The sequence below is a fragment of the Ensifer sp. WSM1721 genome, from assembly GCF_000513895.2.
In the GTDB taxonomy this organism is placed as follows: domain Bacteria; phylum Pseudomonadota; class Alphaproteobacteria; order Rhizobiales; family Rhizobiaceae; genus Sinorhizobium.
In genome coordinates, this window is sequence record NZ_CP165782.1 from 223,891 (window position 1) to 236,499 (window position 12,609).

Here is a 12,609-nt window from a genome sequence, read left to right on the forward strand (position 1 = left end):
GGCAAACGCAGGGCCGTCGGCCGGCCGCGGCTCAGCCGCCGTAGATGTCGAAGTCGAAATACTTCTTCGAGAAGGTGTCGTAAGTGCCGTTTTCGCGGATCGCATTGATCGCCGCGTTGATCTTGTCCTTGAGCTCAGTCTCGCCCTTGCGCAGTCCGACGCCGACGCCCGGCCCGAGAACGTCGACATCCTGAGCGACATCGCCCTTGTAGTCGCAGCATTCCTTGCCCTGGTCGGTCGCGAGGAACGACTTCAGTGCGATCGCGTCGGCTTGGACGGCGTCGAGACGGCCGGCGGCAAGATCCTGGTTTGCCTCGTCCTGGGTCTGGTATTCCTTGATCTCGACGCCTGCCGGAGCGAAGTGCTTGGTGGCATAGGCCTGGTGCACCGTCGCGACCTGCACGCCGAGCGTTTTGCCAGCGAGGCCTTCGGGCGTTGGCTTGATGTCCTCGCCCTTGGTGCCGATGATGCCGGTCGGCGTGTTGTAGTATTTGTCCGAGAAGTCGATCGTCTTCAAGCGTTCCGCGGTGATCGACATCGAGCCGACGATCATGTCGATCTTCTTGGAAGTGAGCGCCGGGATGATGCCGTCCCAGGCGACGGGCGTGACCACGCAATCGAGCTTGGCCTCGGCGCAGATCGCCTTCATGAACTCGATCTCCCAGCCCTCCCAGTTACCGCTGGCATCGGGCGAGGTGAATGGCGGATAGGGCTCCGCCGCAATGCCGACCTTGACCTGTTCGGCAGAGGCGGCGGCTGCGCCGGTGATCGCAAGAGCGGCGGCGAGCGCCAGGAGCTTCAATGTCTTCTTCATGCTGTTCCCTTTTTTGGTTGTTGAGCATTGCGGAATTCAGTGAATGGAGCTGATGAACTTCTTGAGCCTTTCGGATTTCGGTGCGCCGAAGATCGCCTCGGGCGGCCCCTGTTCCTCGATGACGCCGTTGTGCAGGAAGACGATGTGGTTGGCGACGTCGCGCGCGAACTTCATCTCGTGGGTCACGAGCACCATCGTCCGTTTCTCCCGCGCGAGATCGCCGATCACGGAAAGGACCTCGCCGACGAGCTCCGGATCGAGCGCCGAGGTCGGCTCGTCGAAAAGCATGACGAGCGGCTGGATCGCCAGCGCCCGGGCGATCGCCGCCCGCTGCTGCTGTCCGCCGGAAAGAAAGGCCGGGTAGGCATCGCGCTTCTCGTAGAGCCCGACGCGGTTAAGCAGCGCCTCGGCGGTCGCGACCGCTTCCGCCTTCGGTTTGCCGAGCACGTGCACCGGCGCCTCGATGACGTTTTCGAGGATCGTCATGTGCTGCCATAGATTGAAGCTCTGGAAGACCATGCCAAGCTGCGTGCGGATGCGCTGGACCTGCTTGCGATCTGCCGGCATCAGCCCGCCATGGCCGTCCGACTTCATCCGGATTTCCTCGCCATGCACGCTGATCCGGCCGGCCGACGGTAGTTCCAGCATGTTGATGCAGCGAAGAAACGTGGATTTGCCGGAGCCGCTGCCGCCGATGATCGCGATGACGTCGCCTCGGTTGGCGGTCAAAGAGACGCCTTTCAGCACTTCCAATGGCCCGAAACGCTTGTGGAGGTCAGTGACCGCGATTGCCTGGGCCACATCCGTCATCGACGCGCGGCTCCCTTCAATCGCGGAACGCTCGTTGAAGCCATGAAGACAATTCCCCTGGTCGTTCTCTCGTGCAGCATCTTCGGCTTGTCACGTTGTTCTTAAGCAGCATCGTTGCACTTGTGCCGCTATTATTCAAGTGTATAATAATTTCGTCGCCGATTTTTTGGTGCGACCCTCACGCTTTATTGAACTTCTCGTAGGAGAGCCGCATGAGCCGATCCGTCTGGCAGGCAGTGACGATTTGGCCGGGCGGCGCTGCGGTCTGGAGGCGCCCGTGAGCCGCCGCAGCTTTCATCGCGCGCCGGAAGGCGAACGGCGTCAGGAACTGATCGAGGCGACGCTCGACTGCATCTCCGAGTACGGGCTCAAAGGCGCGACGGTCCGGCAGATCGCGGTTCGCGCCGGCGTCACGGCGGGGCTCGTGCGTCACTATTTCGAATCCAAGGATCAGATGATCGCGGAGGCCTACCGCGCCGTCATCGCCTCGCTTACGGAGAAGGCGAAGAACGTCGAAGGCGATCCGGCGACGCGGCTGAAGGATTTCATCGCCATCAATCTGACCGAACCCGTGGCCGACAGCCGCAGCGTCTCGCTCTGGGCCGCCTTCATCAGCCAGGTACGGGTCGATCCGGTGCTCGCCGAAATCCACCGGGAAGGCTATCTCGCCTTCCGCAATGCGCTTCAGGAGCTGCTCAGCGACTTCCTTGCGGCCAGGGGGCGGCCCGCCGATCCCGAGGAATGCCGCCGCTATGCCATCGCAATCAACGGCCTGGTGGACGGGCTCTGGGTCGAAGGCTGCCTTGCCGGCGATCTCTTTCGCGAGGGCGAACTGGTCGGCATCGCCATGGCCTCCGTCGAAGCGCTGCTCGGCCTTCCCATCGAAAATTAGGGAGTGAATACTTGCGTTACGCGTCGATCACCTCACGCCTTGCCGACCTCGGTTCCGGGAAATGGACGCTGCACATACGCGCGCGCCAATTGAAGGCAAGCGGTGCCGACATCATCGAGCTGACGATAGGCGAACCGGACCTGCCGCCGGACCGCGCGCTTCTCGACGAATGCCAGCGGGCCATGAACGCCGGGCGCTATCGCTATTCCAACGGCCGGGGTGAGCCTGGCGTGGTGGCGGCGCTTGCGGAAAAATACCGCCGCCGCCGTGCCGACGTAACGCCGGAAAACATTCTTTGCTTCCCGGGAACCCAGACAGCGCTCTTCGCCGTGATGCTCGGCCTCGCGGAGGCTGGCGACGGCGTGCTTGTCGGCGATCCGCTCTACGCGACCTATGAGGGCGTCATCCGGTCCACCGGCGCGTGTCCGGTGTTCGTGCCGCTGAAGCCGGAACGCGGCTTTCACATGCAGGCGGACGATCTGGAGAGGGCGGTTACACCCGACTGCCGGGTGCTGCTCCTGAACACACCGCACAACCCGACCGGCGCTGTTCTGACGGCGGCGGAGGTTGCGGCGATCGGCGAGATCGCCCGTCGCCACGACCTCTGGATCGTCTGCGATGAGGTCTACGAGGAGCTGGTTTTTGACGCCGCGTTCGCCTCGCCCTTCGACAATCCGGATCTCGCCGAGCGCACCATTGTCGTATCTTCCATCTCGAAGTCGCATGCGGCCCCCGGCTTCCGCAGCGGTTGGGCCGTCGGCCCTGCTGAGTTCACCCGGCGGCTTTTGCCGGTTTCCGAAACCATGCTTTTCGGCCAGCAGCCGTTCATCGCCGACATGACGGCTTATGCACTGACGCATGACATCGATACGGCAAGGCAGATGCGCGAGGCTTACAAGCGGCGCGCCCGCCGGATCGCCGATGGCCTCGCCAAGGCGCCCGGCCTGTCGGTCCTGCCGCCGGAGGCCGGTATGTTCGCGCTGATCGACGTCGCCGGCACGGGCCTCTCGGGCGAAGCTTTCGCCTGGGCGCTGCTGGAGGAGGAAGGGGTCGCGGTGATGCCGGGCTCGTCCTTCGGCGAGGCGGCGCGGGACTTCCTGCGCATGAGCCTCACCGTCCCCGACGGCGTTATCGACGAGGCGTGCCGCCGCATCGCGTCTCTGGCCGAACGTTCGACCCTTCGCCGGGAGCGCCGCGCATGACCGCTGAAATGAAAACCGTCGGCGAGGTCCTCGTCGATCTGCTCGAGACGAACGGCGTCGAGGTCGTGTTCGGCATCCCCGGAGTTCATACGGTCGAGCTCTATCGCGGCCTGGCGGCGTCGAAAATCCGTCATGTCACGCCGCGTCACGAGCAGGGGGCCGGCTTCATGGCCGACGGCTATGCACGCGTCAGCGGTACGCCGGGTGTGGCGCTCGTCATCACCGGGCCGGGGCTTACCAATACGATCACGGCAATGGCGCAGGCCCGGCAGGATTCGATCCCGATGCTGGTGATCTCCGGCGTCAACCGACGCGACTCGCTCGGGCACGGCCGTGGATTGTTGCATGAGCTGCCCGACCAGCACGGAATGGTGAAGACGCTTGCGCTCTATTCCCACACACTCCTCAATCCGGCGGATCTGCCGCTCGTCGTGGACCGCGCCTTTGCGGTCCTGCTCTCCGGCCGGCCGGGTCCCGTCCATATCGAAATTCCGACCGACGTGATGGCGGCGAAGATCGAGAGTCGCGCGGCAAAGCCGGCGGCGGCAACCCGTCCGCGCTCCGACAGCGAGACGCTGCAGCGGGCTGCGATCCTATGCGCCGACGCCGCGCGGCCGGTGATCCTCTGCGGCGGCGGCGCGCTGACCGCCGAGGCGGAAGTGCGCGAGCTTGCCGAGCGGATCGGAGCGCCGGTGGTCACGACTGTCAACGCCCGCGGCATCCTCGCCGGTCATCCCCTCCGCGTGCCGGCAAGCCCGAGCCTCAAGGCCGTGCGCAGCTTGCTGCGCGATGCCGACCTCGTGCTGGCGCTCGGCACCGAGATGGGCCAGACGGATTATGACCTCTATGCCGATGGCGGCTTTCCGGTGCTCAAGAACCTCATCCGCACCGACATCGACGCCGCACAGCTCGCGCGCGGACCGCAGGCCGCCCTTTCGATCCTCTCCGGCGCGAAGACGGCGACGGCGGGCATCACCGGCTTCCTGCCCGGTCACGCCGCCGCCAAGGATGGGGCGGCCCGCGCCGATGCCACGCGCAAGGCGGCGCTGAAGGAGTTGACCGCGAAGATGCGCGCGGAGGTCGGCGTCATAGACATGATCTACACCGCGCTTCCCGATTGCACGATCGTCGGCGATTCGACGCAGGCGGTCTATGCCGGAAACCTCTACTGCGATGCGCCCCGGCAACGCGCCTGGTTCAATTCCGCGACCGGCTATGGCTCGCTCGGCTATGCACCGCCGGCGGCGGTCGGCGCCGCGATTGCCGATGGCGCGCGGCCCGTCGTCTGCCTTGTCGGCGACGGCGGCTTCCAGTTCTCGCTGGCCGAGATCGGCTCGGCGGTCGATGCCGCGGCCCGGGTCGTTTTCCTTGTCTGGAACAATGACGGCTACAAGGAAATTGAATCCTACATGGTGGACTCCGGGATCATACCCGAGGGGGTCAAGCCATCGGCGCCCGATTTCGTGATGGCTGCCAATGCCTATGGCGTTCCTGCCGAGCAGCTGGCGAATGTCCTGGATCTGCCGCGCGCTCTCGCCGATGCGGCCGCGCGCTCCGGGCCCTCGCTCATCGAAATCCACCAAGAGAAAACCGCCGGCGCTACGGCCTGACCATTTGCCTGCATTGTGGAGGAGACGGGGCGAGATTTGACTTTTCCGGCCCGGGGTGGTGTTAAGAGCCCGGACGCTCGAATCCGGCCACGTTCTTTCGTTAAGGTCGGCAAATCGAGCTAATCGTCTCGTTGGCGCTCGTCGCGGATAGATGGGCGCCGAGAGAAAGGAACCGCGTCCGCGATGGACCCCTTGGGTGGTGGCAGCAAGAGCATGCAGGCCGGCCGGCTCCTTGCCGTGCTGTGGCTTTTCTGTGCCTCACTTGCCATGCAGGTCATCGTGGTCGGCCAAAGCGTTTCCGGCCGCGCGGCGACGGGAGGTGGCGGTGTCGCCGCGCCGGATAGCGGTTCCTCCGACCGCCCGGCTGTCCGCCAGATATCAAGGGCCGCTGCCCTGCCGGACCTCCGCTTTACCGGAGAGCGCTCGGACGGGAAATCGACGACCGGCGGCGATCCCGTCTCGGTCCTTCCGCTCGAACGCATAGCCTTCCCCGCCCATGCAGACGCTCGCCCCGTGCCATTGCCCCGGGCCGAAATCGCATCAGGGGCGCTGCTTCGAAGCGAGCGCATCCGCGCCCCGCCTCCGTCCATAGCCGTTCTTTGAGTTCGGCAGGGGTTCTCGCTCCTGCTTCGGCCTTTGATGAAACCTAGCCCGGACGCCCGCGTGAAGGCGCGTTCAGGTTTTCATGGAATTTTCCACATGCGTACATCCAGATGGGCGGTCCTCGCCTATGTCGCGATCATCATCTTCGGATGCCTCGCGGCGCTGCCGAGCGTTCTGACGCCGGCCATGAGGGAGCAAGTCGCTTCCGTTCTGCCGTTCAAGCCAGTCACCCTCGGCCTCGACTTGAGGGGCGGCTCGCACCTCGTGCTCGAGGTCGACGGGGCAGGGCTGCAGAAAGCTCGCCTCAACTCGCTTCTCGACGATACCCGCCGGGTGCTGCGCGGCGAGCGCGTTTCCGCCTCCTCGGCCCGTATCAGCGGCAATAGCGTGACCGTGAGCATCCCGGACGCTGCGGACCGCGAGAAGGTCCTGCCGAAACTGCAGGAGCTGGCGACACCCGTAAGCACGGTCGGCTTCGGCGCCACCGCCGCCGAAGTCGAGGTGGCGACGAACGGCGACGTCGTGACGCTGGCAATGACCGAGGCAGGCCTTGCCGACCGCATGACCAAGGCGGTCGAGCAGAGCCTCGAGATCATCCGCAACCGCGTCGACCAGGTCGGCGTTGCCGAGCCGCTGATCCAGAGGATCGGTTCGAACCGCATTCTCGTCCAACTGCCGGGTCTTCAGGATCCGACTCGTCTGCGCGAGCTTTTGGGTTCCACTGCTCAGATGAGCTTCCACATGCTCGATCAGACCGTGGACGTCACACAGCCGCCGCCGCGCGGCGTCGACATTCTTCCGGGCGCGAACGACGGCAACAAATATCCGGTCGAAAGCCGCGTCGCCATTTCCGGCGAGCGCCTTGAAGATGCGAAAGTCGGCTTCGACCAACGCACGAACCAGCCGGTGGTGGATTTCGCCTTCGACTCACTCGGCGCCCGCCAGTTCGCCGACATCACCCGTGAAAACGTCGGCCGGCCCTTCGCGATCGTGCTTGACGGCAAAGTCCTGACGGCACCGGTTATCAACGAGCCGATCCTCGGCGGCCGCGGTCAGATCAGCGGCAACTTCACCGTCGAGGAGGCAACGGTTCTCTCGGCGCTCCTGCGCTCCGGCGCCTTGCCCGCGCCGCTCACCATCATCGAAGAGCGCTCGGTCGGCCCGAATCTCGGCAGCGACTCGATCCGCATGGGCCTCTATACCGGCCTTGCCGGTTTCGGTCTCGTCGTCACTCTGATGATCGTCCTCTACGGCGCCTGGGGCATGATCGCCAATGTCGGCCTCGTGCTGCACACGATCATGACGATCGGCGTGCTCGGCTTGATCGGCTCGACGCTGACGCTCCCCGGCATCGCCGGCATCATTCTCGGCATCGGCATGGCGGTCGACGCCAACATCCTCATCAACGCCCGTATCCGGGAAGAGACAGAGGCGGGTGCCGGTGCGATGAAGGCGCTCGACGTCGGCTTCAACAAGGCCTACGCCACGATCCTCGACTCCAACGTCACCACGCTTGCCGGCACGATCCTCCTGTTCTGGCTGGGCAGCGGTCCCGTCCGCGGCTTTGCCGTGACGATGATGCTCGGCATCGTCATTTCGATGTTCACATCGGTCACGGTCGTGCGTCTGCTGATGCGCGAGGTCGTCGTCCGTCGCAAGATGAAGAAGCTGGAGATCCCGTCGCTCTTCGGCCGCGTTCCGCACCTGCCGACCTTCTCCTTCATGAAGCGCCGCTTCCAGGCGATCGGCTTTTCGGCCTTCCTGTCGATCAGTTCGGTCATCCTGTTCTTCACGCCGGGTCTCAACTACGGCATCGACTTCATCGGCGGTATCCAGGTCGAGGCGGTGTCGAAGGAGAAGATCGACCTGCCGACGCTGCGTCACAGCCTCGAAGAGCTGAACCTCGGCGAGGTGGCACTGCAGGACTTCGGCGGCGGCCAATCGGTGCTGGTCCGCGTCCAGCGGCAGCCTGGCGGTGAGCAGGAGCAGACAGCGGCGCTGAACCGCATCAAGGACGCCGTAACGACCGCTATCCCTGGTGTCAGTATGGAGCGGACCGAGGTCGTCGGCCCCACGGTCAGCGGCGAGCTCGCACGGTCCGGCTTCCTTGCGGTAGGCCTCGCCATGGTCGCGATCCTGCTCTACATCTGGTTCCGCTTCGAGTGGCACTTTGCCGTCGGCGCGATCGCGGTGCTGCTGCTCGACATCACCAAGACCGTCGGCTTCTTCGCGCTGACCGGGATCGACTTCAATCTCACGGCGATCGCGGCGTTGCTGACGATGATCGGCTACTCGGTGAACGACAAGGTGGTCGTCTACGACCGCATGCGCGAGAACCTGCGCAAATACAAATCGATGCCGTTCTCCGACCTCATCGACATGAGCATCAATCAGGTGATCGCGCGATGCATCTTCACCTCGATGGCGACGGCGCTTTCGCTGGTGCCGATGGCGATCTGGGGCGGGGAGGCGGTGCGCAGCTTCGCCTGGCCGATGATCTTCGGTGTCATCGTGGCGACGACCTCGTCGATCTATATCGGCGGACCGATCCTGCTTTTCCTGAGCCGCTGGTGGAAAGATCGCGAAGCCGGCCGCTCCGGAGCGCAGCAGGCGGGAACGCCGACGGCCTAATCGGCTTTTCGCCATCGTCATCGCGCAATAGTGATGAAGCGAAAAGGGGCGGTCCTGCGGGCCGCCCCTTTTTCGTCCGAAAGTGCTGTCTTTATCAGAGCCGTCCCTTGCGGGTCGATTCGGCGCTCCCTAAATAGCGTTCGAGCTCACGATCGGCAAGCGAACAGAATTGTCCACGCAGTGGGCGCCTGAACGTTGAAAAGAGAATTATTTTTCGTTTCTTCGTTTCTGGAGTTGACTGATTTTGTGGATTATTCTAACTTGCAAATCGTGGGGGAAGGAATCCGCCTCGAATTGTTCATGAAACGCCCCGGCGCGCGCTGCCGGGCCAAGCCGAAGGAGAGTGACATGTTCGAAAACACCGCCGCTTTCTGCGGCTCGCGTTCCCTTTGTCGCGCAACGGTGAAAGGGCTCATTCGCACGCTTTGGCGAATGTGACCCTTCGAACTTCCCGAATTCACCCTTTGCCGAGAATCGAATGATCCGCGCCTACGCGCGGGGGAGCGTTATTACATGAGCAAGCAAGTTATCGAATATGACGGCGAAGCCGTCGGCGTTGTCGTTCCGGATAAAGACCGGCTGAAGTTCCTCGCCGTGAAGTATCACGTCTGGGATCTCGACAAGCAGCATTTCCGTTCGGCAGACGAAGCGCGGACAGCAATCCGGCACCTGCTCGCCGGCCGGGGCGGACAAAGCGAGCGTAGTCATTCGGCCGGCTTTGCGGCATGACGCCCATATCTGAAGCATGCCGCCGCAATATCGATCGAGGTCACGGTGATTTCGGGCCCCCCAAGTCATCGTGACCCGCTTTCCAATGTCGGTGCGCGATGGGCGCGTAAGACCGCACATGCTTTCTAACATCATTGCGTCGACGGCCTCCTTTCTGCAGCAGCATTCGACCCGCTCATCTTCGCCGATTGTCGACTATAACTGTATATTGACCGCGCATTCTTGTGCTATGCCAAGACGAGTTGTGTCATGGACGGTTTCGCCGTTAGCGGAACCGGGGAGAATTGGCTCGAATGCTGACGAAAAAGGGAAAATACGGACTGAAGGCGCTTGTCGATTTGGCGCGGCTGGGGCCTGGTGAAACCGCCTTCATCAACGAGATTGCGCTCCGCAACAATATTCCGAAGAAATTTCTCGACACGATCCTGCTCGAACTGCGCAACGCCGGCGTGCTGCGCTCGAAGAAAGGCCCCGGCGGCGGTTACTCGCTGTCGCGTCCGGCTTCCGAGATCCGCATCGGCCACGTGATACGCACGCTCGACGGACCGCTGGCGCCCATACGCTGTGCGAGCCGCACGGCTTACGAGGTCTGCGAGGACTGCAGCAATCCGGAGACCTGTCGGGTCCGCATCTCGATGACGTCGGTGCGCGACGCCATGGCCTCGATCCTCGATTCGATGACGCTCGCCGAGTTCGCCGCCGATGGCGCGGTCCCTCCGGAAACCTCAGTAGAAAAACGTGCCGGGTGAGACCGCCTGTCTCACAACGGCACCGCGTCTCATCAGCCGCGCAAAGCCGCTGTAGCACTTTGAATTGCTGCAGATGTGGCGGTAGAGAGCTGTGAAATGCCGTGCAAATCGGTCCGGATGCAAGGATTCATGCAGCGGGAGACTTGGTTTGCCAGAAAAAAGGGCCTATCTGGCTCAATATTTGCCGCGCCGCTGAAAAGAGCGGCCTCTCGTTAATGAATCAGGGGTCGATGATGGGCTTGAGACACGTGAAGGCGGACGCGCATTCCGGTGCCGCCGTAATGGATTCGATCCGTCGGACGATAACGACGGCGAAGAACGGCATCGAGGCGCTAGCCGACCACCTGGTGGCGGATGCAGCTTTTGCGCAGGGCCTCGTCGATGCCGTCGCATTGGTCGGCGACGGGGCGGGCCGCGTCGTCGTTTCCGGCGTCGGCAAGAGCGGACATATCGCCCGCAAAATCGCTGCCACCATGGCTTCCACTGGAACTTCGGCCTATTTCGTCCATCCGACGGAGGCGAGCCACGGCGACCTCGGGATGATCACAGCCGACGACGTGCTGATCCTGCTCTCCTGGTCCGGCGAGACGGCGGAACTCGCCAACATGCTCACCTACGCCAAGCGCTTCAAAGTGCCGGTCGTCTCGATCTCCTGCAACCGCGACAGCACCCTTGCGCGCAATTCCGAAATCGCGCTCGCCTTGCCGAAGGTGCAGGAAGCCTGCCCGCACGGGCTTGCGCCGACGACCTCGGCGATGCTGCAACTAGCGGTCGGCGATGCGCTTGCAATGGCCCTTTTGGAAAGGCGCGGCTTTTCCGCCGAGGATTTCAAGACTTTCCATCCGGGCGGCAAGCTCGGCGCGCAATTGCGGCTTGTCCAAGAACTTGCACACGTGGCCGAGCAGGTGCCCTTGCTGGCGGTCGGTCGCCCGATGAGCGAGGCGGTCATCGAAATGTCGGCGAAGGGCTTTGGTGTCGTCGGCATCGTCGATGAAAAAGGAGCGCTGGTCGGAGTGATTACCGACGGCGACCTGCGCCGCCACATGACCGGCGACCTCTTGAGCCAACCGGTCGAAGAGGTGATGTCGTGCAATCCGCGGGTCGTTCACGGCGACGTGCTTGCGAGCGCCGCCATGGAGTTCATGGAGGAGCACAAGATCACCGTGCTCTTCCTCGTCGATGAGGCGGGAATGCCGGTCGGCATCCTGCACATTCACGATCTGCTGCGGGCCGGCGTCGCCTAATCATCGGATATTTTTCTTTTCGCAGGCTTTTGCCGGGGCGGCGGATCGACGAAGCCGCCCGGCTGATTGACGCTGTCGCGATGCAGCCGCTCGGCGATCGCTTGAGCGCCGGCGTCCGTTCCGGTGCGGGAATAGAAATTGCCGCGGACCTGGATCGAGGCGGCCATCAGCCTGAACATCGCCGCATTGAGCTGCGCATCCGGCGGCTGCGGTGCCGCCCAGAATGCGTCGAGCGGCTGCTGATCGGTAAGGCCGCCAATGTCGAAGACGGCCTTGCCGAGGACCTTCACGGGCTTATCCTGTCTTAATGCATGGAGCCCGGCGGTCGAGTTGACGGTCACCATACCGGCACTGTGCTCGGTCAGCAGGTCGAGATTGCCGCCGTCGAGATAGAGGACACGCCCCGAGATTCCGAGCGCAGCCGCTTCGCGGCCGATGATCTTTCGCCAGGGGATGAGGCTGTTGTCGAGCGGATGCACCTTGACGGCAAGCCGGGCGGTCGCGGGCGCCGCGCGTGCGAAGGACGCGAGAATTTCATGGATCGCGTCGCGCTGACTGTTGAAGGGCGAATGCGCGCGCAGTTGATAATCGGTCTCGAGCTGTAGCGGATAGACGAAATAGGGCGAGCCGCTGGATAGAAGAGAGCGGACTATCGCGTCGGCCGCCTGCTGGTGGCGCTTGCCGGCCGCAAGCCGCCTCAGCCACCCGGCATACTCGGCGAGCGGATGAAAGATCGCGTGCCGGCGATAGCCGGGGAAGAGGAACCAGAGAAAGACGTTCGGGAGGTTGTAGAGAAGGTCACAGGCCGCCTCGGCGACGAAGCTCTGCCGGTAGCGCCGCTGCCAGTTCGGCTCGGGCAATCCCTCTGCCGCCTCTAAAATCTGCGCCGGGTCGGCGGGGAAATGCGAGTTGGACGACATGCCGCCGCGCTCGATCGTCAGCCAGTCCGGCCTGAGATATCCCATCTCGATGACGAAGACCTGCGCGCCGGCCCTTTTGGCGGCAGCTATGGCGATCCGGTGATAAGGGCGCTCCTCGCCGAGCAGGACCAGATCGCTCACCGCATGCCGGCGGATGAACGCCTCGATATAGGCCGGCCAGCCTTCGATGGAGCCGCGGTAGTTGTGGGCCCCCGGGCGCCGCCAGAAGATCTGGTCGCCTGCATTGAGATTGATGCGCAGGCAGACGTGGCCAAGCGCTGCGAGCCGCGCGGCGATCTTGGCGAAGATCGGCGAGGATGGTCCCTGCAGGAACAGGAATGTCCGCCGTTGCACGCTTTTGATCGTCTTGCCTGCCGTCATGGGTCGAGACTTCCGGATAGCCGC

At 63.7% G+C, this 12,609-nt stretch carries 12 protein-coding genes; 9 read left to right on the forward strand and 3 right to left on the reverse strand.

Annotated elements, in window-relative coordinates:
- Positions 1 to 31: 31 nt before the first annotated feature.
- Together M728_RS01010 and M728_RS01015 are read right to left on the reverse strand one after the other, a co-directional pair.
- Complete coding sequence (locus tag M728_RS01010) at positions 32 to 814, reverse strand: transporter substrate-binding domain-containing protein (protein ID WP_026622030.1); 783 nt, start codon at positions 812 to 814, stop codon at positions 32 to 34.
- 36 nt (positions 815 to 850) lie between these two features.
- A complete protein-coding gene (locus M728_RS01015; RefSeq protein WP_026622031.1) occupies positions 851 to 1,624 on the reverse strand; it encodes an ABC transporter ATP-binding protein in 774 nt (257 codons plus the stop codon).
- 277 nt (positions 1,625 to 1,901) lie between these two features.
- Between M728_RS01015 and M728_RS01020 the strand changes: the two genes are divergently transcribed.
- From M728_RS01020 to M728_RS01060, 9 genes are all read left to right on the forward strand, one after another.
- Entirely contained in the window at positions 1,902 to 2,516 is a 615-nt protein-coding gene (locus tag M728_RS01020; protein ID WP_026622032.1) for a TetR family transcriptional regulator C-terminal domain-containing protein, read from the forward strand.
- 11 nt (positions 2,517 to 2,527) lie between these two features.
- Positions 2,528 to 3,718, forward strand: a complete 1,191-nt coding sequence (locus M728_RS01025; RefSeq protein ID WP_026622033.1) for a pyridoxal phosphate-dependent aminotransferase — start codon at positions 2,528 to 2,530, stop codon at positions 3,716 to 3,718.
- Positions 3,715 to 5,328, forward strand: coding sequence for a 5-guanidino-2-oxopentanoate decarboxylase (locus M728_RS01030; protein ID WP_026622034.1), 1,614 nt, complete (start codon positions 3,715 to 3,717; stop codon positions 5,326 to 5,328). Before M728_RS01025 ends, M728_RS01030 begins: the two co-directional genes overlap by 4 nt.
- A 183-nt stretch (positions 5,329 to 5,511) precedes the next feature.
- On the forward strand, positions 5,512 to 5,931 hold the full coding sequence (locus M728_RS01035) for a hypothetical protein (protein ID WP_026622035.1): 420 nt from the start codon (positions 5,512 to 5,514) through the stop codon (positions 5,929 to 5,931).
- Between the two features lie 96 nt (positions 5,932 to 6,027).
- Positions 6,028 to 8,562, forward strand: a complete 2,535-nt coding sequence (gene secD, locus M728_RS01040) for a protein translocase subunit SecD (protein ID WP_026622036.1) — start codon at positions 6,028 to 6,030, stop codon at positions 8,560 to 8,562.
- Positions 8,563 to 8,757: 195 nt separating this feature from the next.
- Positions 8,758 to 9,000 carry a hypothetical protein gene (locus tag M728_RS01045; protein WP_156943506.1) on the forward strand — a complete coding sequence of 81 codons (243 nt, stop codon included), beginning with the start codon at positions 8,758 to 8,760 and terminating at the stop codon, positions 8,998 to 9,000.
- Between the two features lie 75 nt (positions 9,001 to 9,075).
- Complete coding sequence (locus tag M728_RS01050; RefSeq protein ID WP_026622038.1) at positions 9,076 to 9,291, forward strand: hypothetical protein; 216 nt, start codon at positions 9,076 to 9,078, stop codon at positions 9,289 to 9,291.
- Between the two features lie 293 nt (positions 9,292 to 9,584).
- Positions 9,585 to 10,040: an Rrf2 family transcriptional regulator gene (locus tag M728_RS01055; RefSeq protein WP_026622039.1), complete on the forward strand. Its 456-nt coding sequence runs from the start codon at positions 9,585 to 9,587 to the stop codon at positions 10,038 to 10,040.
- A 233-nt stretch (positions 10,041 to 10,273) separates the two neighbouring features.
- Positions 10,274 to 11,284, forward strand: coding sequence for an SIS domain-containing protein (locus M728_RS01060; RefSeq protein WP_034884107.1), 1,011 nt, complete (start codon positions 10,274 to 10,276; stop codon positions 11,282 to 11,284).
- Here the strand turns inward: M728_RS01060 and M728_RS01065 are convergent.
- Positions 11,281 to 12,585, reverse strand: coding sequence for a capsule biosynthesis protein (locus tag M728_RS01065; RefSeq protein WP_026622041.1), 1,305 nt, complete (start codon positions 12,583 to 12,585; stop codon positions 11,281 to 11,283). The two genes, M728_RS01060 and M728_RS01065, sit on opposite strands and share 4 nt — an antisense overlap.
- Positions 12,586 to 12,609 lie beyond the last annotated feature (24 nt).

What these genes read in the sequence shown, in the direction of transcription:
- M728_RS01065 (WP_026622041.1), bottom strand. Translation starts at nt 12,585, where the DNA reads ATGACGGCAGGCAAGACGATCAAAAGCGTGCAACGGCGGACATTCCTG.
- M728_RS01010 (WP_026622030.1), bottom strand. Translation starts at nt 814, where the DNA reads ATGAAGAAGACATTGAAGCTCCTGGCGCTCGCCGCCGCTCTTGCGATC.
- M728_RS01030 (WP_026622034.1), top strand. Translation starts at nt 3,715, where the DNA reads ATGACCGCTGAAATGAAAACCGTCGGCGAGGTCCTCGTCGATCTGCTC.
- M728_RS01055 (WP_026622039.1), top strand. Translation starts at nt 9,585, where the DNA reads ATGCTGACGAAAAAGGGAAAATACGGACTGAAGGCGCTTGTCGATTTG.
- M728_RS01060 (WP_034884107.1), top strand. Translation starts at nt 10,274, where the DNA reads ATGGGCTTGAGACACGTGAAGGCGGACGCGCATTCCGGTGCCGCCGTA.
- M728_RS01035 (WP_026622035.1), top strand. Translation starts at nt 5,512, where the DNA reads ATGGACCCCTTGGGTGGTGGCAGCAAGAGCATGCAGGCCGGCCGGCTC.
- M728_RS01050 (WP_026622038.1), top strand. Translation starts at nt 9,076, where the DNA reads ATGAGCAAGCAAGTTATCGAATATGACGGCGAAGCCGTCGGCGTTGTC.
- M728_RS01015 (WP_026622031.1), bottom strand. Translation starts at nt 1,624, where the DNA reads ATGACGGATGTGGCCCAGGCAATCGCGGTCACTGACCTCCACAAGCGT.
- secD (WP_026622036.1), top strand. Translation starts at nt 6,028, where the DNA reads ATGCGTACATCCAGATGGGCGGTCCTCGCCTATGTCGCGATCATCATC.